General features: G+C 72.1%; 14 protein-coding genes and 1 pseudogene. 9 read left to right on the top strand and 6 right to left on the bottom strand.

Translation table 11 applies throughout. From position 1 onward, the window contains the following. Positions 1–173 precede the first annotated feature (173 nt). A complete protein-coding gene (locus A949_RS0116470) occupies positions 174–1,490 on the bottom strand; it encodes a citrate synthase (RefSeq protein ID WP_026004715.1) in 1,317 nt (438 codons plus the stop codon). Positions 1,491–1,639: 149 nt separating this feature from the next. Then, a complete protein-coding gene (gene recD2, locus A949_RS33675; protein ID WP_051019526.1) occupies positions 1,640–3,892 on the bottom strand; it encodes an SF1B family DNA helicase RecD2 in 2,253 nt (750 codons plus the stop codon). Between the two features lie 364 nt (positions 3,893–4,256). On the opposite strand from recD2, the gene A949_RS0116460 reads away from it, so the two are divergent. The 5 genes and pseudogenes from A949_RS0116460 to rbsD all read left to right on the top strand — a co-directional run bounded on the left by A949_RS0116460 (position 4,257) and on the right by rbsD (position 10,335). Continuing rightward, positions 4,257–5,264, top strand: coding sequence for a LacI family DNA-binding transcriptional regulator (locus A949_RS0116460; RefSeq protein WP_019357114.1), 1,008 nt, complete (start codon positions 4,257–4,259; stop codon positions 5,262–5,264). Next, complete coding sequence (locus tag A949_RS0116455) at positions 5,261–6,829, top strand: sugar ABC transporter ATP-binding protein (RefSeq protein WP_019357113.1); 1,569 nt, start codon at positions 5,261–5,263, stop codon at positions 6,827–6,829. Before A949_RS0116460 ends, A949_RS0116455 begins: the two co-directional genes overlap by 4 nt. Positions 6,830–6,899: 70 nt before the next feature. Continuing rightward, positions 6,900–8,832, top strand: a pseudogene (locus A949_RS39130) (ABC transporter permease/substrate-binding protein). Between the two features lie 79 nt (positions 8,833–8,911). Next, positions 8,912–9,949: a ribokinase gene (locus A949_RS0116440; protein WP_019357110.1), complete on the top strand. Its 1,038-nt coding sequence runs from the start codon at positions 8,912–8,914 to the stop codon at positions 9,947–9,949. Then, positions 9,946–10,335: a D-ribose pyranase gene (gene rbsD / locus A949_RS0116435; RefSeq protein WP_019357109.1), complete on the top strand. Its 390-nt coding sequence runs from the start codon at positions 9,946–9,948 to the stop codon at positions 10,333–10,335. The genes A949_RS0116440 and rbsD overlap by 4 nt, the downstream gene beginning before the upstream one ends. A gap of 60 nt (positions 10,336–10,395) precedes the next feature. On the opposite strand, the gene A949_RS0116430 is transcribed toward rbsD, so the two are convergent. From A949_RS0116430 to A949_RS0116420, 3 genes are read right to left on the bottom strand one after another with little or no spacing between them, the layout of a single operon-like run. Then, positions 10,396–11,247 carry a sugar phosphate isomerase/epimerase family protein gene (locus tag A949_RS0116430; protein ID WP_051019520.1) on the bottom strand — a complete coding sequence of 284 codons (852 nt, stop codon included), beginning with the start codon at positions 11,245–11,247 and terminating at the stop codon, positions 10,396–10,398. Further along, positions 11,244–12,455 carry a dihydrodipicolinate synthase family protein gene (locus A949_RS0116425; RefSeq protein ID WP_019357107.1) on the bottom strand — a complete coding sequence of 404 codons (1,212 nt, stop codon included), beginning with the start codon at positions 12,453–12,455 and terminating at the stop codon, positions 11,244–11,246. Before A949_RS0116425 ends, A949_RS0116430 begins: the two co-directional genes overlap by 4 nt. Next, the gene (locus A949_RS0116420; RefSeq protein WP_026004713.1) at positions 12,452–13,690 is read right to left on the bottom strand and encodes a Gfo/Idh/MocA family protein; all 1,239 of its coding nucleotides are present in this window, start codon (positions 13,688–13,690) and stop codon (positions 12,452–12,454) included. Before A949_RS0116420 ends, A949_RS0116425 begins: the two co-directional genes overlap by 4 nt. A gap of 215 nt (positions 13,691–13,905) precedes the next feature. On the opposite strand from A949_RS0116420, the gene A949_RS0116415 reads away from it, so the two are divergent. Beyond that, complete coding sequence (locus A949_RS0116415; RefSeq protein WP_019357105.1) at positions 13,906–15,099, top strand: LacI family DNA-binding transcriptional regulator; 1,194 nt, start codon at positions 13,906–13,908, stop codon at positions 15,097–15,099. Positions 15,100–15,211: 112 nt separating this feature from the next. After that, complete coding sequence (locus A949_RS0116410) at positions 15,212–16,024, top strand: sugar phosphate isomerase/epimerase family protein (protein ID WP_019357104.1); 813 nt, start codon at positions 15,212–15,214, stop codon at positions 16,022–16,024. Between the two features lie 158 nt (positions 16,025–16,182). Here the strand turns inward: A949_RS0116410 and A949_RS0116405 are convergent, their stop codons facing one another. After that, positions 16,183–17,610 carry a S28 family serine protease gene (locus tag A949_RS0116405; protein ID WP_026004712.1) on the bottom strand — a complete coding sequence of 476 codons (1,428 nt, stop codon included), beginning with the start codon at positions 17,608–17,610 and terminating at the stop codon, positions 16,183–16,185. Positions 17,611–17,768: 158 nt separating this feature from the next. Between A949_RS0116405 and A949_RS0116400 the strand changes: the two genes are divergently transcribed. Then, positions 17,769–18,266, top strand: a complete 498-nt coding sequence (locus tag A949_RS0116400) for an NUDIX hydrolase (RefSeq protein ID WP_051019525.1) — start codon at positions 17,769–17,771, stop codon at positions 18,264–18,266. A gap of 16 nt (positions 18,267–18,282) precedes the next feature. Next, positions 18,283–18,510, top strand: coding sequence for a hypothetical protein (locus tag A949_RS0116395; RefSeq protein WP_019357101.1), 228 nt, complete (start codon positions 18,283–18,285; stop codon positions 18,508–18,510). The last annotated feature ends 24 nt before the right edge of the window (positions 18,511–18,534 follow it).

The raw sequence follows: 18,534 nt of genomic DNA, 5'->3' as shown, positions 1-18,534 counted from the left end.
CCGGGAAGCCGACGCCACCCGGTTAGACCTACGAGCCCCGCTTATGGTTACCCCCTAATTTCTGTGACCTACGTCTCTTCGTCAATCCGCACAAACGGAAGGCCCCCGTCCGCTCGGATGGGGGCCTTCCGTTTGTGCCGGTGTCAGGAGCCGGATGTGTACGCCTCCGCGGCTCAGCGCGCCTCGACCGGAACGTACTCGCGCTCGACGATGCCGGTGTAGATCTGCCGCGGGCGGCCGATCCGCGAGTTCGGCTCCTTGATCATCTCGTGCCACTGGGCGATCCAGCCCGGCAGCCGGCCGAGCGCGAACAGCACCGTGAACATGCTGGTCGGGAAGCCCATGGCGCGGTAGATCAGGCCGGTGTAGAAGTCCACGTTCGGGTAGAGCTTGCGCTCGACGAAGTAGTCGTCGGAGAGCGCGTGCTCCTCCAGGCGGAGGGCGATGTCCAGCAGCTCGTCGCTCTTGCCCAGCGCCGAGAGCACATCGTGGGCGGCCGACTTGATGATCTTCGCCCGGGGGTCGAAGTTCTTGTAGACGCGGTGGCCGAAGCCCATGAGCTTGACGCCGTCTTCCTTGTTCTTCACCTTGCGGATGAAGGTGTCGACGTCGCCGCCCGAGGCCTGGATGCCCTGGAGCATCTCCAGCACGCTCTGGTTGGCGCCGCCGTGCAGCGGGCCCCAGAGGGCGTTGATACCGGCCGAGACCGAGGCGAACATGTTCGCCTGCGAGGAACCGACCAGGCGCACGGTGGAGGTCGAGCAGTTCTGCTCGTGGTCCGCGTGCAGGATCAGCAGCTTCTCCAGGGCGCTGACCACGACCGGATCCAGCGCGTACTCCTGCGCCGGGACCGAGAAGGTCATCCGCAGGAAGTTCTCCACGTAGCCGAGGTCGTTGCTCGGGTAGACGACCGGGTGGCCGATGGCCTTCTTGTACGCGTAGGCGGCGATCGTGGGCAGCTTGGCCAGCAGCCTTATGGTCGAGAGGTTCCGCTGCTCCTCGTCGAAGGGGTTGTGGCTGTCCTGGTAGAACGTCGACAGCGCGCTGACCACCGAGGAGAGCATCGCCATCGGGTGCGCGTCGCGCGGGAAGCCGTCGTAGAACCGCTTGACGTCCTCGTGCAGCAGGGTGTGCTGCGTGATCTCGTTCTTGAACGCGCTCAGCTCGTCGACGGTGGGCAGCTCGCCGTTGATGAGCAGGTACGCCGTCTCCAGGAAGGTGCCGCGCTCGGCGAGCTGCTCGATCGGATAGCCGCGGTAGCGCAGGATGCCCTGCTCACCGTCGAGGAAAGTGATGCCGGATTTGTAGGCGGCGGTGTTGCCGTATCCCGAGTCCAGGGTCACCAGACCGGTCTGGGCGCGCAGCTTGCCGATGTCGAAGCCACGGTCGCCCACCGTGCTGTCGACGACCGGGTAGCTGTACTCGCCGTCCCCGTAGCGGAGTACTACGGAGTTCTCGCTGTCGCGGTGTTCGCTCACGTCATCCCTCACCGACGTAGTGCCTCTTCTTCGAGGTGCCCTGACTCTTTCCACTCTCCCTTATCCAGCGCTGTGCGGTGCACTGGGGGTCAGCCAGAGGGCTCCATGGTGGCACGGAGTGCCGTCCATCTGGACATGGTGCACCCTCTTGGCCGTCATGGTCACCCCCCGGCGCCCATCCCGCCTCCCGGAGCCGGCGCGGAGGCGCGCAGCCGGTGGTCGAGCGCCGTGCACCGGCGCCCCGCGGAGGCGGTGCGGACGGCCTGCCCGAGGGCTCTGCGGGACCCCACCAGCACCACCAGCCGCTTGGCTCTCGTCACGGCCGTGTAGAGCAGATTGCGCTGGAGCATCATCCAGGCACCCGTGGTGACCGGGATCACTACTGCCGGGTACTCACTGCCCTGCGACCGGTGGATGGTCATCGCATAGGCGTGGGACAGCTCGTCCAGCTCGTCGAAGTCGTACCCGACCTCCTCGTCCTCGTCCGTCAGCACGGTGAGCCGGTGGTCGTCCGGGTGGAGCCCGGTGACGACCCCGACGGTGCCGTTGAAGACGCCGTTCGCACCCTTCTCGTAGTTGTTGCGGATCTGGGTGACCTTGTCGCCCACCCGGAAGACCCGCCCCCCGAACCGCTTCTCCGGCAGGTCGGGCCGGGCCGGGGTGACGGCCTGCTGGAGCAGACCGTTCAGCGCCCCGGCGCCGGCCGGGCCGCGGTGCATGGGGGCGAGCACCTGCACATCGCGGCGCGGATCCAGCCCGAACTTCGCCGGGACGCGGCGGGCCGCCACGTCCACCGTCAGCAGCCCGGCGGCCTCGGTGTCCTCCTCCACGAAGAAGAAGAAATCCGACAGACCCCGGGTGAGCGGCGGGGTGCCGGAGTTGATGCGGTGCGCGTTGGTCACCACACCGGACTGCTGGGCCTGGCGGAAGATCCGGCGCAGCCGCACCGCCGGGACCGGACCGCCCTCGGCCAGCAGGTCGCGCAGCACCTCACCGGCGCCCACCGAGGGGAGCTGGTCCACATCCCCGACGAGCAGCAGATGCGCACCCGGCGGGACGGCTTTGATCAGTTTGTTGGCGAGCAGCAGATCGAGCATGGACGCCTCGTCGATCACCACGAGGTCGGCCTCCAGCGGGCGGTCCCGGTCGTAGGCCGCATCCCCGCCGGGCTTCAGCTCCAGCAGCCGGTGGACCGTGGACGCCTCGGCCCCGGTCAGCTCGGCCAGCCGTTTGGCGGCCCGGCCGGTGGGCGCGGCGAGCACCACCCGGGCCTCCTTGGCGCGGGCCAGCTCGACGACCGAGCGCACCGTGAAGGACTTGCCGCACCCCGGCCCACCGGTCAGCACCGCGACCCGGCTGGTGAGCGCGAGCCGCACCGCCTCCTCCTGCTCGGGTGCCAGCCGGGCACCGGTGCGCCGGGCCAGCCAGCCCAGCGCCGCCTCCCAGTCGACGTCCCGGAACCACGGCAACCGGTCCTCGGGGGTGCGGGCCAGCCGCTTGAGCTGCGCCGCCAGGGCCACCTCGGCGCGCTGGAAGGGGACGAGGTAGACGGCGGTCAGGCTGTGCTCCGGCTGCTCCGGATCGGGCACCGGTTCGCGGACCACCCCGCCCTCCTCGTCCCCCGCGAGTTCGCCGAGGCAGTCGATGACCAGCCCGGTGTCCACCTGGAGGAGCTTGACCGCCTCGGTGATGAGCCGCTCCTCGGGCAGATAGCAGTGGCCCTGGTCGGAGGATTGCGAAAGGGCGTGCCGCAGACCCGCCTTGACCCGTTCGGGGCTGTCGTGCGGGATGCCGACCGCCTGCGCGATGCGGTCGGCGGTCAGGAAGCCGATGCCCCACACGTCGGCCGCCAGCCGGTAGGGGTTGCCGCGCACCACGGAGATGGACGCGTCGCCGTACTGCTTGTAGATGCGCACCGCGATGGAGGTGGAGACGCCCACACCCTGGAGGAAGACCATCACCTCCTTGATCGCCTTCTGCTCCTCCCAGGCCGCGGCGATCAGTCCGGTGCGCTTGGGGCCGAGGCCGGGGACCTCGATGAGCCTGCGCGCGTCGGCCTCGATGACCTCCAGCGTGTCGACGCCGAAGTGGCTGACGATCCGGTCCGCGATGCGCGGCCCGACGCCCTTGACCAGACCCGAGCCCAGATAGCGCCGGATGCCCTGGACGGTGGCCGGGAGCACCGTGACGTAGTTGTCCACCTGGAACTGGCGTCCGTACTGCGGGTGGGAGCCCCAGCGGCCCTCCATGCGCAGCGACTCCCCCGCCTGGGCGCCGAGCAACGCACCCACGACCGTGAGCAGTTCGCCGGCGCCGCGGCCGGTGTCGACCCGGGCCACGGTGTACCCGTTGTCCTCATTGGCGTAGGTGATGCGCTCTAGTACCCCTTCGAGCACCGCAGGCTGGAACGTCATGTCACCGACGGTAGCCTCGCGGACGGACATCGGGGCGGCCCTGTGGACAACTCTGCGGCCCCTTCCGGAACTGGTCGCGCGACCACCGCAGTTGCGTCTGCACGCGCATCATCACGATCGTGCATCGTCGATGTCCTCAACTTGCATCACCATGCGCACATCACTTTCCATTACCGATGTAATCGTTTCCATGCGCAGTGCGGCGCCTCCTGGTACACCCGTGTGCGCCGGGAGCACCTCGCACCGTTCCGGACCGGAGGCCAGCACGGCTCCCCGCCCCGGAACCCCGACCACCGCTCCTCCCCCTCCCCCGCCCGACGCCGCGCCGACGCGGCGTCCCTCACCTCTGGATCACGGCACGGCAATGGCAGGCATCAAGGACGTCGCAGCCCGCGCGGGCGTCTCCGTGGCCACGGTCTCGCGCGTCCTCAACGACCACAGCGGGGTCCGCGAGGAGACCCGCGCCCGGGTGCTGTCCGCCGTCTCGGAGCTGAGCTACCGGCCCAACACGCTGGCCCGGTCGCTGCGTACCGACCAGACCCGCACCCTCGGACTGGTCATCAGCGACGTGCTGAATCCTTTCTTCACCGAGCTGGCCCGCGCGGTCGAGGACGCGGCCCGCAGCCGCGGCTACAGCGTGATCATCGGCAACGCCGACGAACAGCTCACGCTCCAGGACCACCACGTGCGCACCCTGCTCGACCGCCGGATCGACGGCCTGCTCGTCTCCCCCGCCGACGGCGACTCCGTCGCCCTGCGCGAGGCCGCGCTGCTCGGCATCCCGATGGTCTTCGTCGACCGCTGGATCGAAGGGCTGGACGTGCCCCTGGTGCGCGCCGACGGGCGGCCCGCGGTGCACGATCTCGTCGCCCATCTGTACGCGCTCGGACACCGGCGGCTGGCCATCATCACCGGGCCCGTGGCCAGCACGACCAGCAACGAGAGGGTGGACGCCTTCCGTTCGGCCCTGCACGCGCACGGCCTGCCGCTGCCCGAGAGCTTCATCGGACAGGGCGACTTCCAGACCGCGAGCGGGCGGCGGGCGACGGACGCGTTCTTCGCGCTGCCGGAGCCGCCGGACGCGATCTTCGCGACCGACAACCTGATGGCGCTCGGCGTCATGGAACAGCTCCGCACTCTCGGGGTGCGGGTCCCGCACGACGTGTCGCTCGCCGCCTTCGACGACATCCCGTGGTTCCTGCACACCGACCCCCCGATCACCGCCATCGCCCAACCCACCCAGGAACTGGGCCACCGCGCGGTCGCCGCACTGACCGACCTGGTGGAGGGCCGGAGCGCCGGTTCCGTCACGCTCTCCGCCCACCTCACAGCGCGCCGCTCCTGCGGCGAAGACGAAAGGACGCGTCGTTGACCACCCCAGACCCGCCCCCGGCACGGGAACTGCTGCGCACGGAAGGCATCCGCAAGACCTTCCCCGGCGTGGTCGCGCTCGACGGTGTCGACTTCGACCTGCGCGCCGGTGAAGTGCACGTCCTGCTGGGCGAGAACGGCGCCGGCAAGAGCACGCTGATCAAGGTGCTCTCCGGAACCTACCGCCCGGACGAGGGGCGGGTGCTCTGCGACGGCAGAACCGTACGGATCGCCGACGCGGAGGCCGCGGAGAAGCTCGGCATCGCCACCATCCACCAGGAGTTCAACCTGGTGCCGCACCTGTCCGTCGCGGAGAACATCTTCCTGGGGCGGCAGCCGCGCCGCCTGGGCCTCGTGGACCGCAGGAAGATGGAGGCCGACGCGAAGGTGCTGCTGGACCGGGTCGGGATCACCGCCTCGCCGCGCACCCCGGTGGGCAGACTCGGCATCGCCGGCCGGCAGATGGTCGAGATCGCCAAGGCGCTCAGCCTGCGCACCCGGATCCTGATCATGGACGAGCCGACCGCCGTGCTCACCGCCGAAGAGGTCAACCGCCTCTTCACCATCGTCCGCAAACTGCGGGCCGAGGGCGTGGGCATCGTCTTCATCACCCACCACCTGGAGGAGATCCCGGCCATCGGCGACCGGGTCACCGTGCTGCGGGACGGCCGCAGCGTCGGCCAGGTCCCGGCCGGCACCGGGCAGGAAGAGCTGGTGCGGCTGATGGTGGGCCGCAGCATCGAGCAGCAGTACCCGCGCCAGGCCGCACCGGCCCAGGGCGCCGGTGCGGGATCCGCCGCCCCGCTGCTGCGGGTGACCGGCCTGCGCAGGCAGGGCGTGTTCGACGACGTCTCCTTCGAGGTGCGCGCCGGCGAGGTCGTCGGCATCGCCGGACTGGTCGGCGCGGGCCGCACCGAGGTGGCGCGGGCCGTCTTCGGCGCCGACCGCTACGACGCCGGCCGCGTCGAGGTCTCCGGCAAGCGGCTGCCCGGCGGCGACGTGTGGGCCTCGCACGCGGCCGGACTGGGGCTGGTCCCCGAGGACCGCAAGGGCCAGGGCCTGCTGCCGGACGCCTCGGTCTCGGAGAACCTCGGCCTGGTGACCCTGCGCGAGGCGAGCAGGGGCGGCCTGGTGAACCGCGCCGGGCAGCGCCGGGCGGCGTCCCGGATCGCCGAGCGGCTCGGGGTGCGGATGGCCGGACTGGACCAGCACGTGCGCACGCTCTCCGGCGGCAACCAGCAGAAAGTCGTGATCGGCAAGTGGCTGCTCGCCAACAGCCGCGTGCTGATCCTCGATGAACCGACCCGCGGCATCGACGTGGGCGCGAAGGTCGAGATCTACCAGCTCGTCAACGAGCTGACGGCCTCCGGCCACGCGGTGCTGATGATCTCCAGCGACCTCCCCGAGGTGCTGGGCATGAGCGATCGGGTCCTGGTGATGTCCCAGGGCCGGATCGCCGGTGAACTGACCGCGCGGGAAGCGACCCAGGACGCCGTCATGGCCCTGGCCGTCGGCACCTCCGCGCCAGGAACGAGCGAGATGGAGGACTCTCCCCGTGGCCATTGACACGCAGCCGGGTCACCGCCTGGACAAGCGCCCCGGCGGCAAGCGAGGGCCGAACCCGGCCCGTCGCGTCGTGGAGGACACAGGGCGCGTACTGCAGGACAACGGCGCGCTGGTCGCGCTGCTCGTCCTGGTGCTGGTGCTGTCGTTCTGGACCAGCAACTTCTTCACCGCGACGAACCTGCTCAACGTCGGCGTCCAGGCGGCCGTGACCGCGATCCTGGCCTTCGGCGTCACGTTCGCCATCGTCTCCGGGGGCATCGACCTGTCGGTCGGCTCGGTGGCCGCCTTCTCCGGGGTGATGCTGGGCTGGTTCACCACCACCCAGGGCATGCCGGTCTTCCTCGGCGTACTGCTGGCGATCCTTGCGGGCACCGCCTGCGGACTGCTGAACGGCATCCTGATCTCCTACGGCAAGCTGCCCCCGTTCATCGCGACCCTCGCGATGCTCTCGGCGGCGCGCGGTCTGGCCCAGGTCGTCTCCGAGGGCAGCCCCGTGGTGCTGCCGGACTCCCTCTCCTGGATCGGCAAGACGGTCGGTGAGTGGCTGCCGGTACCGGTCATCGTGATGATCCTGATGGGTCTGCTGGCGGCGCTGGTGCTCAACCGCACCTACAGCGGCCGGTCGATGTACGCGATCGGCGGCAACGAGGAGGCCGCGCACCTGTCCGGTATCCGGGTCCGCCGCCAGAAGCTGGTGATCTACACCCTGGTGGGTGCCTTCGCCGCGGTCGCCGGGATCGTCCTGGCCTCGCGGCTCGCCTCGGCCCAGCCGACGGCTGCCGAAGGTTACGAACTGGACGCGATTGCCGCGGTCGTCATTGGTGGTGCCAGTCTGGCCGGAGGCGTGGGCAAGGCTTCCGGAACACTGATCGGGGCCCTTATCCTCGCTGTTCTGCGCAATGGACTCAACCTGCTCGATGTTTCCGCTTTCTGGCAGCAGGTCGTCATTGGGGTAGTTATTGCGCTCGCCGTGCTCCTCGATACACTGCGTCGCCGCGCATGATCTTTATGCGACGGGGGAGCTCGCGTAGTTCATCCATCTGCCGACTGCAAGGAATGCAGCAATGAGCAAGAGAACGAACACGTCTGTCGTCGTCATGGCCACGGCAGTCGCGCTGACCGCAACGGCCTGTGGCTCGGGCGGCGGCTCGAGTGACGGCAAGGAGAAGCCCAAGATCGGCTTCGCCATATCCGCGCTCAACCAGCCCTTCATGGTCCAGATGAAGAAGGGCGCCGAGGAGGAGGCCAAGGCCCAGGGCGCCGAACTGAGCGTCCAGAACGCCTCGGACGACGCCTCGCAGCAGGCCAACCAGATCCAGAACTTCACCTCCCAGCAGGTGAAGTCGATCATCATCAACCCGGTCGACTCGGATGCCGCGGCCCCCTCGGTCAAGGCCGCCAACAACGCGAAGATCCCGGTCATCGCCGCCGACCGCAGCGTCAACAAGGCCGACATCAAGACGACCGTCGCCTCCGACAACGTGGCGGGCGGCGAGAAGGCCGCCAAGGAGATCGCCGAGCAGCTCGACGGCAAGGGCCAGGTCCTGTGGCTCCAGGGCCAGACCGGCACCTCCGCATCCCGTGAGCGCGGCAAGGGCTTCAAGCAGGGCCTGAAGGAGTTCCCGGGCATCAAGGTCGTCACCAAGCAGCCCGCGGACTTCCAGCGCACCAAGGGCCTGGACGTGACCACCAACGCCATGCAGTCGCACCCGGAGATCGACGCGGTCTTCGCGGAGAACGACGAGATGGCGCTCGGCGCGGTCAAGGCGCTCGGCTCCAAGGCGGGCAAGTCCGTCAAGATCGTCGGCTTCGACGGCACCGGTGACGCGATGAAGGCCATCAAGAAGGGCACCATCAACGCGACCGTCGCCCAGCAGCCGTCCGAGCTCGGCAAGATGGCGGTCCGCAACGCCATGCGCGTCATCGACGGCTCCAGCGTCGACAAGCAGATCAAGGTCCCGGTGAAGGTCGTCACCAAGAAGAACGTCGACCGCTTCTCCTGACCGGGAGCCGGACGGACGACAGGCTGAACGGCCCGCCGCGGACACCCGCACCCGCGCGGGACGAGAAGGAGCACCCCGGATGCACGGATACGACCTGCTGGTCGTAGGTTCCGCCAACGCCGACCTGGTCATCGGCCTCGAACGCCGACCGGGCCCCGGTGAGACGGTGCTCGGGTCGGACATGGTGATCCACCCGGGCGGCAAGGGCGCGAACCAGGCGGCGGCAGCCGCCCGACTCGGCGCCCGCACCACCCTGCTCGCACGCGTCGGTGCCGACGCGTACGGCCGCATGCTGGCCGAGGCGCAGCGGGCGGCCGGTGCCGACCCGGCGGGGCTCCTGACCGGAGCGGCGGACGCGCCCGGCACGGTGGACGGCAGCGGCACCGGCGGTGCCGCCGAGGGCGAGGACGCTCCGACCGGCGTCGCCCTCATCACCGTGGACGCGGCCGGCGACAACAGCATCGTCGTCTCCCCCGGTGCCAACGCCCGTCTCACGCCCGACGACGTGGCAGCGGCGCGCGACCTCTTCGAGGCCGCCGCCGTCGTCTCCCTCCAGCTGGAGATCCCCCTGGAGACGGTCGCCGCGGCGGCGCGATCCGCCGCCGAACACGGGGCACGGGTGGTACTCAACCCCTCACCACCCGCGCCGCTGCCACCGGACGTACTGGCCCTCTGCGATCCGCTGGTGCTCAACGAGCACGAGGCGCGGCTGCTGCTGGCCGGCGGGCAGTCGCCGGATGCGGACCCCGGGCAGTCCCCGGGCCCGGATCCCGAGGAGTGGGCGGGTGCGCTCCTGGGTCTGGGCCCGCGCAGTGTCGTGGTCACGCTGGGCGCCGAGGGCGCGCTGGTGGCCGGACCCGGCGTGGGCTCGCAGGAGGCGGAGGGCACCGGCACGGTCCGGGTGCCCAGTCCACGGGTGCGGGCCGTGGACACCACCGGCGCGGGCGACGCCTTCACCGGCGCGCTGGGCTGGCGGCTGGGCCGCGGCGACGGACTGGTGGAAGCGGTGCGCTACGCGGTGCGCGTCGGCGCCCTCGCGGTGACCCGCCCGGGGGCCCAGGAGTCCTACCCGAGCGCGGCGGACGTCGAGGCCGCCGGCCAGGAGAGCGCGGCATGAAGAAATCCGGAATCCTCAACCGCCACCTCAGCGGCGCCCTGGCCCGGCTCGGGCACACCGACCTGGTCGTGGTGTGCGACGTCGGCCTCCCCATCCCGGAGGGACCCGACGTGGTGGACCTGGCCTTCCGCGCCGGGGTGCCCGGCTTCGCCGAGGTGCTCGCCGGCCTCCTGGCGGAGCTGGAGGTGGAGGGCGCGCGTGCCGCGGCAGAGGTGCGGCAGGCCAACCCCGAGTGCGGCGCACTGCTGGAGGGGCACTTCCCGGAGCTGGAACTGGTGCCGCACGAGGAACTGAAGGCGCTGACCCGGCAGGCCCGGCTGGTGGTGCGCACCGGGGAGGCCAAGCCCTACGCGAACGTGGTGCTGCGCTGCGGCGTGCCGTTCTGACCCGGCAGGTGGACGTCTCGAAGGGCCCGGTCCGCGGACCGGGCCCTTCGCATTCGGCACCTACAGGACATGCCGGAGGTACCGCGCCGCGGTCTCCCGCAGCACCTGGGTGCCCTCCCGCTCCCACAGCGCCGGGTTGAAGATCTCCACCTCCACCGGGCCCCGGTAGCCCGCCGCGTCCGTCCAGCCGCGGAAGGCCCGCAGATCGATGGCGCCGTCCCCCAACTGGCCGCGCCCCAGCAGCACTCCCGCGGGCAGCGGGGTGACCCAGTCGGCGAGCTGGAGGAGCGCGATGCGGTGCTGCGCGCCCGCGTGCGCGAGTTGCCGCGGCACCCGCTCGTCCCACCACAGGTGGTAGGCGTCGGCCACGATCCCGACCTCCTCGGCGGGGAACCGGCCGGCGAGGTCGAGGGCCTGACCGAGGGTCGAGACCACGCACCGGTCCGCGGCGTACATCGGGTGCAGCGGTTCGAGTGCCAGCCGTACGCCGCGCTCCCGGGCGGCGGGGACGAGTTCGGCGAGCGCGTCGGCGACCCGCTCGCGCGCCGCCGCCAGGTCCCGCTCCCCCTCCGGCAGCCCGCCGGGGACCAGCACCAGGACACCGGTGCCCAGTTCGGCCGCCTCGTCGAGCGCCGCGCGGTTGTCGTCCAGCGCCGCGCGGCGCGCCGCGGGCTCCCGCGCGGTGAAGAAGCCGCCCCGGCACAGCGAGGTGACGGCCAGTCCGTGCCGCCGCATCAGGCGGGCCGCGGCAGCCGGACCGTGGGCCCGCACCGGCTCGCGCCACAGTCCGACGCCGCCGATGCCCAGCTCGGCCGCGCCGCGGGCCAGTTCGGGCAGTGAGAGCTGGCGCACGGTCTCCTGGTTCACCGAGAGCCGCGCCAGGCCCTCCCTGGTGGTGCGTGGCCGACTCACTGGACCACTCCCCCCACCGCGAGCAGCTGCTTCATCCGGTGCTCGGCGCGCTCCGGGTCGGGGAAGAGGCCCAGCTCGTCCGCCAGTTCCCAGGCACGTGCCAGATGCGGCAGCGAGCGCGCCGACTGGAGCCCGCCGACCATGGTGAAGTGCTCCTGGTGCCCGCAGAGCCAGGCGAGCAGCACCACACCGGTCTTGTAGTGGCGGGTCGGCGCCTGGAAGAGGTGCCGGGCCAGCGCGACGGTCGGGTCGAGCACCGCACGGAACCCCGCCGTGTCCCCCGCGTCCAGCAGTGCCGCGGCCTGCGCGGCGAACGGCGCCAGCGGATCGAAGACCCCCAGCAGCGCGTCGCTGTGGCCCGCCCGGTCGCCCTCGATCAGCTGCGGGTAGTGGAAGTCGTCCCCGGTGTAGCAGCGCACCCCGGCCGGCAGCCGCCGCCGCAGCGCCACTTCGCGGTCCGCGTCCAGCAGCGAGACCTTCACCCCGTCCACCTTCCCGGGGTGCGCCGCGACGATGCGCAGCAGGGTGCCGGCGGCCGCGTCCGGGTCGCGGCTGCCCCAGTAGCCCTCCAGCGCGGGGTCGAACGCGGGCCCCAGCCAGTGCAGCACGACCGGGGTGCTCACCTGCCGCAGCAGGGAGCCGTAGACGTGCTCGTAGTCCTCCGGACCGCGCGCGACGGCCGCCAGTCCGCGGGAGGCCAGCAGGACGGCCTGCGCGCCCGCCTCCTCGGTCAGCTCCAGCTGCTCCTCGTAGGCGGCGACGACCGCGGCCGTCTCCGCGGAGGCGGCCGGCCGGTCCCGGTCCGGTGCCCGGGGGTCCAGCAGATCGGTGCCCACACCGCAGGCCACCTGCCCGCCGACCGCCTTCGCCTCGGCTGCCGTACGCCGGATCAGCTCGCCGGCTCCCGCCCGGTCCAGGCCCGCACCGCGCTGTGCGGTGTCCATGGCCTCGGCGACCCCCAGCCCATGGCTCCACAGGTGGTGCCGGAAGGCGAGGGTGGCGTCCCAGTCGAGCGCCGCGGGGCCGTCGGGCGGCACGTCGGCCAGCGGGTCGGCCACCACGTGGGCGGCGGCCAGGAGCCTGCGGGAGGCGGGCCGGGTGCGGGCCCCAGTGCCCTCGCGGTGGCGTCCGCGTACCGCGGGTGCCGGGACGTGGCGGGGTTCGCGGGTGCGCAGGCCCCCGGTGGCGGGGTCGGGCAGCCGGATCACGGCGCCAGCTCCGGCACCTCGATGCGGCGGCCCTCCGCCGAGGAGGTGCGGGCCAGTTCGGCGAGCTGCACGCCGCGGGCGCCCGCGAGCAGATCCCAGGGGCACGGCCCGGCGGCCTCTCCCCGGGCGTCCCCGTCACCCCCGTCACCCCGCTCACCGCCGTGGTCGCCCGGACCGGTGCCGTCCCGGTCGGCGACGCGGCGCAGGAAGAGCTCCCACTGGGCCTTGAAGCCGTTGGTCTCCTCGTCCCCGTCGTTGTCGGGCACCTCCTGCCACTGGTCGCGGAACCGCTCGGCGGCGGGCAGGTCCGGGTTCCACACCGGCCTGGGGGTGCCGGCCCGGTGCTGGTAGCGGCAGCCGCGCAGACCGGCGACGGCGGAGCCCTCGGTGCCGTCCACCTGGAACTCGAGCAGTTCGTCGCGGTGCACCCGCACCGCCCAGGAGGAGTTGATCTGGGCGACGGCGCCGCCCTCCAGGGTGAAGATGCCGTACGCGGAGTCGTCCGCCGTGGCCCGGTAGGGCTCGCCCCGCTCGTCCCAGCGGTGCGGCAGGTGGGTGGCCAGGTGGGCCTGGACGGAGGTGACCCGGCCGAAGAGGTGGTGCAGCACGTACTCCCAGTGCGGGAACATGTCACCGGCGATGCCGCCGCCGTCCTGGGCGCGGTAGTTCCACGAGGGCCGCTGGGCGCTCTGCCAGTCGCCCTCGAAGACCCAGTAGCCGAACTCGCCCCGCACCGAGAGCACCCGGCCGAAGAAGCCGCCCCTGACCAGCCGGGCGAGCTTGCGCAGCCCGGGCAGGAAGAGCTTGTCCTGGACGACGCCGTGCTCGACCCCGGCCCGGGTCGCCGCCCTGGCCAGCTCCAGGGCGCCGTCGAGCGAGGTGGCGGTGGGCTTCTCGGCGTAGACGTGCTTGCCGGCCGCGACGGCCTTGCGCAGTGCCGCGAGGCGCTCGGAGGTGATCTGTGCGTCGAAGTAGATGTCGATGCTGTCGTCCGCCAGCACCGCGTCCAGGTCGGTGGAGACGGCCCGCGGGTCCAGTCCGTGCTGCTGCGCGAGGGAGCGCAGCTTGTCCTCCCGGCGGCCCACCAGGACGGGTTCGGGCCACAGTCTCCGGCCGCCGCCCAGGTCTAGCCCGCCCTCCTCGCGCAGCGCGAGCAGGGAGCGCACGAGGTGCTGGCGGTGGCCCATCCGGCCGGTGACGCCGTTCATGGCGATGCGGATCGTCCTGCGTGACACGTGTGCTCGTCTCCCTGCTGTCGCGGCGCCCGGTTCGACGGGCGCGTCCGCGCGGTGGCGTCGACACGTAGTAAGCGCTTTCTAGCGGCCAACGACTCACGGTAGCTCCAGCAGCACTGCCCGGCAAGGGAGTTGGCGGGCGGCACGGTGGCCGGCGGAGCGCATGGGAACATGTCGTCGACCCGGGACGAGGCGGAGGAACGAGGGGCGGACGGATGGCAGTGACCCTGGCGGACGTCGCCGCCCGCGCCGGTGTCTCCTCCGCGACCGTCTCCCGCGTGCTGAGCGGCGACTACCCCGTCGCGGGCACCACCAGGAGCCGCGTGCTGCGCGCCGTGGCCGAGCTGGAGTACGTGGTGGACGGCCCCGCCAGCGCACTCGCCGCCGCCAGCTCCGACCTGCTGGGCATCCTCGTCAACGACATCGCCGACCCGTTCTTCGGCATCGTCGCCGGAGCCGTGCAGGGCGAACTGGACAGCGGCACGGACGACCGGGTGCCGCGCAGACTCGCCGTGGTCTGCAACACCGGCGGCTCGCCCGAACGCGAGCTGACCTACCTCACCCTGCTGCAGCGCCAGCGGGCGGCGGCCATCGTGCTGACCGGCGGAGCGGTCGAGGACCCGGCGCACCGCGCGTCCCTGGCCGCACGTCTGAGGCGGCTCGCCGCGGGCGGCACCCGGATCGTGCTGTGCGGCCGACCGCCGCTGGACCCCCTGGAGCCGGACGCGACGGCGATGCCGGGGCCGGACGCGGAAGCCGCCGCGGTTCCGGGGCCGGACTGCGAGCCGGACGCACGGCCGGTCGCGGCGGCGCGGGGCAGGAGCGCCCGGCGGGCGGCGCGCGGTGCCGTGCTGACCGTGGCCTTCGACAACCGCGGGGGCGCGCACGCGCTGACCGCGCATCTGCTGGCACTGGGCCACCGGCACATCGGCTACGTCGCCGGACCTTCGGAGCGGACCACCACCCGGCACCGGCTGGCGGGCCATCGGGCGGCGCTGGCGGCGCACGGAGCCGCCGGTCCGGACCGGGCGGAGCGGCTGACCGTGCACGCGGGCGGCTACGACCGCTCCTGCGGCTACCGGGGCGCCGTCGAACTGCTGCGCAGGGCACCGGAGACGACCGCCGTGCTGGCCGCCAACGACACCGTCGCGCTCGGCGTCTGCGCCGCCCTGCGGGACGCCGGGCTGCGCGTCCCGCAGGACGTGTCGGTGGCCGGTTTCGACGACCTGCCCTTCAGCGCCGACGCCGCGCCCGGACTGACCACCGTGCGGCTGCCGCTGCAGGAAGCCGGTGCCGTCGCCGGACAGCTCGCCCTGGGCACCCGGCCGGCCCCGCCGGGCGGGACGACGACCATGCCGCACGCGCTGGTGGTCCGCGCCTCCACCGCTGTGCCCCGCGCCGGAGCATGAGCCCCTCGCGGACGCGCCCGGCCGGAGCCGCCGCGCGGCCCGGCCCGGCCGGCGCGGCGACACGAACTCCCGGAGTCTTGCCGCACGGGAGGGCATCTGGTCGGGTGAGCGCATGCGACTCGCGTTCTCCACGCTCGGCGTGCCCGGCATGCCCGTCGACGAAGTACTGCGGCTGGCCGCCGACTCGGGCTTCCACGGCGTCGAACTGCGCGCCCACCCGGAGGAGCCCGTGCACCCCGGTCTCGACCGCGCCGCACGGCAGCGGGTGGCGGCGCAGTTCGCGGAGGCCGGTCTCGCGCCGCTGAGCGTCGCCGGATACCCGCGGATGGCCGAGAGCGGCGAGGACGCGCCGGTGCTGGCGGAGGTGCGCGCCCTGCTGGAGCTGGCCCACGACCTGGGCGCGCCGTACGCCCGGGTCTTCCCCGGCGGCGGCCCGGATGTCGCGGAGGGCGACGCGAACGCCGTGCGGCGGCTGCGGCAGGCCGCCGTCATCGCCGCCGACCTGGGGGTGCGGGTGCTGCTGGAGACGCACGACTCGCACGCCACCGGCGCGGACGTGACACGGGTCCTGAGCGCGGTCGACCACCCGGGCGCCGGAGCCCTGTGGGATGTCATGCACACCTGGCGGGGCTGCGAGGACCCGGCGGAGACCTACCGGCTGCTCGCCCCGTATCTGGGCTATGTGCAGGTGAAGGACATCGCCTCGCGGGAGGACCTCACGCCGCTGGCGCCCGGCGAGGGCGTGCTGCCGCTCACCGAGGTCGCGGACGTGCTGACCCGGGCGACGGACGCGCAGGCCGGCGCGGGCGTCGAGTGGCTGTGCTGGGAGTACGAGAAGCGCTGGTTCCCACAGGCCCGGGAGCTGCCCGCGCTGCTGCCCGGGGTCCGCGGCCATCTGCTGGGTCTGCTGGCCGAAGCGGCCTGAACCGCCCGGGCCGGACGGGGCCGGACCGCCCGGAGCGCGAGCGGCCCGGCCCCCGGGCGGCTCCTTCGGACGTGGCCGCCCGGCCGGACCCGAACGGCGGCGCCCCGCCGCGAGCGGGAGGGCGCCGCCGGCAGCCGCGTCAGGGACGCGGGCCCGCGTCAGGGACGCAGCTCCAGCGTGTGCTTCCGGGGCTTGTCCAGCTTCCTGTCGTACTTCGTCAGGCGCTCGGGCTTCTTCTTGTCCGCGTCGTGGTCCAGTCCGGCGAACTCCAGCACCATCTTGGTGGCGGCGGCCCGGTCGTCGTCCTCGAGGGTGGCGATCCGCGCGCCGTGGTCCTGTCCGGGCGCCCAGAAGACGGCCGTGTCCTTGGTGTGCCGGCCGGGACGGAACGGCTCGGCGCCCCACGGGTCGTTCTCACCGTAGATGTAGAGCATCTGCGAGGAGCGGTGGCGCACCCAGCGGTCGATGTCGCGCATCGCCCTGTCGTGCTTGTTGAACTCCACCGGGATGCTGCGCGGCACGTAGGTGCTCGGCACGTTCAGGCCCGGGTACTTGCGCACGTCGTCGAGGAGGGGCTCCTCGTAGTCGGGCGACCCCATCTGGGTGCCGGCCTGGTAGTAGTACGGCACATAGGGGGTGATGCCCTGGTCGGTGCCGGCCGACCAGCCGCCGATCTCGTCGGCCCACTTGTAGAGCGTGTCCGTGGAGGCGTCGGTGGCGGGCACCTGATCGCACTCGCTCTCCAGGTGGTACTGCCAGAAGCCCCAGACGAGGTCCTGCGCGACCAGTTCGAACGCCCGGTCGGCGCTGCCGGCCAGCTTGAAGGTGTAGTCGTTCTCCTTGGCCCACGCCTTGATCCGGGAGACCATCGCGCCGCGCCGCTCGAAGATCTCGTGCTGCGCGCCGTTGAGCCGGTCCCGGCACTCCTCGGAGCCGACGTTGCGGAAGAAGCGGTAGTACGCGGAGTCCTCGTCGTTGCGGACGTCGTTGGGCGCCACGTAGGGGACTGTCCCGTCCATGTCACGCGGATAGAAGCGGCGGTAGTACGTCGCGGTCATGCCGCCCTTGCTGCCGCCGGTCGCGATCCAGTTCTTGCGGTAGATCTTCTTGAGCGCCTGGTAGATGCGGTGCTGGTCGCTGGCCGCCTGCCAGATGGTCAGCTTCGACCAGTCCGCGGGGTCGGGCCTGGAGGGCGTGAAGAACCGGTACTCCATGGAGACCTGGTTGCCGTCCGTCAGCTGCGTCGGCTCACTGCGGCTGGGGTTGGTGTTGAGGTTGTAGCCGCTGGTGAAGAAGACCGTGGGCCGGTTGGTGTCCTTGTGCAGGATGGAGATGCGCTGTTTGAACGTGCCCTTCCAGGGACGTCGATGGTCCACCGGCTGTTCGTAGTTGAGCAGGAAGAAGCGGTATCCGTCGACGGGCTTCTCCTCGATGAGGCTCATCCCGGGCACCGCGAGGATGCGGTCCTTGATGTCCTGGCCGGCCGCGGGATCTGCCGCGGTGGCGGCCCCCGCCGAGGCACTGCCGACACTGAAGGTGCCTATCAGCACCACCAGAGACAGCAACCATCTGAGCGTTTTACGCATTCACCCTCCCCTTACTACGTCAAAAGTCGTCGTGAACCTATCGGCGTCCGACCGGCTTTGCCAGACCCCGACACCGACCCGCTGTACGCATACGGGTGAACGAGCACCGCTCAGCGGTGCGAACCGCCCTGTCGGCGGTCGCCGTTACGCTGCCGCCCATGGACCACTCCGTGCCTCCCACCCCGCCCGCACCGCTGGCCACCGGCCCGCGCGAGATGCGGCTGCTCTCCTTCCACACCGAACCCGAGGACACCCGCTTCCCGGACGCCCCGGTCGGCTACGTCCTGCTGGTCGTGCGGCACGCCGGGAAGCTGCTGATGGTGCACGTACGCAGCCGCGCCTGCTGGGAGCTGCCCGGCGGCGGCATCGAGGAGGGCGAGAGCCCGCGCAGCGCCGCCCGCCGTGAACTGCGCGAGGAGACCGGCCAGACGGTCGACCCGGCGGCCCTGCGCTTCGCCGGATTCGCCCGCACCTCGCTGGGCCCCGAGCGGCGGGTGCTCTACGGCGCCGTCTTCACCGGCGAACTGGCCGAGGTGCTGCCCTTCACCCCGACCGAGGAGATCTCCGCGCTGCACTGGCGCAGCGGTTCGGAGCCGCTGCCCTGGGGCCAGGTGCAGACGGTCGACGAATATCTGGTCGGCCTGTGCGAGGTCTGAGGCGTACCGTCGGCACATGCCGCAGCCACACGGATTCACCTATGAGCAGCGCGGCCCCGCGCGGACGGTGGTGATCAGCCACCGCGGCCGCCCGGTCACCACGCTGCGCGACGGGCGGGCCCAGCGCTTCCTCCAGGAAGTGTCCGCGGGGGACGAGCAGTTGGTCATGGCCCGTTGGACGGGCGACTACAAGCGCGGCAACGAGCGCACCGCCCGGGCGCACCCGCGCAACCGCGGGCGCTGACCGCTCCGGGCCAAGCGCCCCGTA

Source organism: Streptomyces sp. AA1529, from assembly GCF_000280905.1.
Taxonomy (GTDB): Bacteria; Actinomycetota; Actinomycetes; order Streptomycetales; family Streptomycetaceae; genus Streptomyces.
The sequence above is the reverse complement of the archived record's forward strand: the minus strand, read 5'-3'. Positions and strand labels throughout refer to the sequence as shown.